Annotated in this window: 2 protein-coding genes; both read right to left on the bottom strand. The window is 48.5% G+C overall.

The window, feature by feature from the left end; translation table 11 throughout:
• A partial coding sequence (gene leuD / locus R7O12_RS26340; protein WP_318127017.1) for a 3-isopropylmalate dehydratase small subunit occupies nt 1–341 on the bottom strand: 341 nt, incomplete at its 3' end.
• A gap of 11 nt (nt 342–352) precedes the next feature.
• On the bottom strand, nt 353–1,115 hold a 763-nt coding region (locus R7O12_RS26335), incomplete at its 5' end, for an aconitase family protein (RefSeq protein WP_318127015.1).

Below are 1,115 nucleotides of genomic sequence, written 5' to 3'. Positions count from 1 at the left end.
ATGGAGTTGCCGTAGAAAATGTCCGCAAAACTAGGTGCGATCATCGCTTTAATGCCGTAATCAGCCAAAGCCCAAGGTGCGTGTTCACGAGATGAGCCACAGCCGAAGTTTTCACGCGCAAGTAGGATAGAAGCGCCTTGGTAACGTGGCGCATTCATTACAAACTCAGGGTTTGGTCGCTCGCCTGCATCATCAAGGAAGCGCCAGTCATGGAAAAGATGCTTACCGAAACCTAGGCGAGAAACTTTTTGTAAAAACTGCTTTGGAATGATGGCATCCGTGTCAACGTTGGCGGCATCTAGAGGCACAACCAAACCAGTATGTTGTTTAAAACCTGACATGATTGTTCTCCCTAATCCTGTTTATCAAAAGTTAATTCACGAATGTCAACAAAGTGACCAGCGATAGCTGCCGCGGCTGCCATTGCAGGGCTAACCAAGTGAGTGCGACCATCACGGCCCTGACGGCCTTCAAAGTTACGGTTTGATGTTGATGCACAACGCTCGTGAGGACCTAAGCGGTCGTTGTTCATTGCTAAACACATTGAACAACCTGGTAGACGCCATTCAAAGCCCGCTTCTTTAAAGATGACATCCAAGCCTTCGGCTTCTGCTTGTGCTTTCACCTGTTCTGAGCCCGGGACAATCAATGCTTGAACGTGCGATGCGACCTTACGGCCTTTCGCCACGACGGCGGCAGCGCGCATGTCTTCGATGCGAGAGTTCGTACAAGAGCCAACAAACACTTTATCTACTTGGTAGTCAGACAATGATTTGCCTGCTTCTAGGCCCATGTAAGCCAATGCTTTTTCAGCAGACGCTTTTTCGATTGGATCAGTGAAGCTTTCTGGTGCTGGAATCGGTTGGTCAACGGCAATGACCTGACCTGGGTTTGTGCCCCAAGTTACTTGTGGTTTGATGTCAGCAGCATTTAGCGTTACTACGGCATCAAATTCGGCATCTGCGTCAGTTTTTAACGTCTTCCAGTACTCTACTGCGGCATCAAAATCTGCGCCTTGCGGTGAGAACTTACGACCTTTGATGTATTCAAACGTGGTTTCATCTGGTGCAATTAGGCCTGCTTTTGCGCCCAATTCAATGGCCATATTACATACC

Source organism: Vibrio sp. Vb1574 (genome assembly GCF_033338675.1).
Note: the sequence above shows the minus strand (reverse complement) of the source record. Positions and strands in the feature narration are given on the sequence as shown.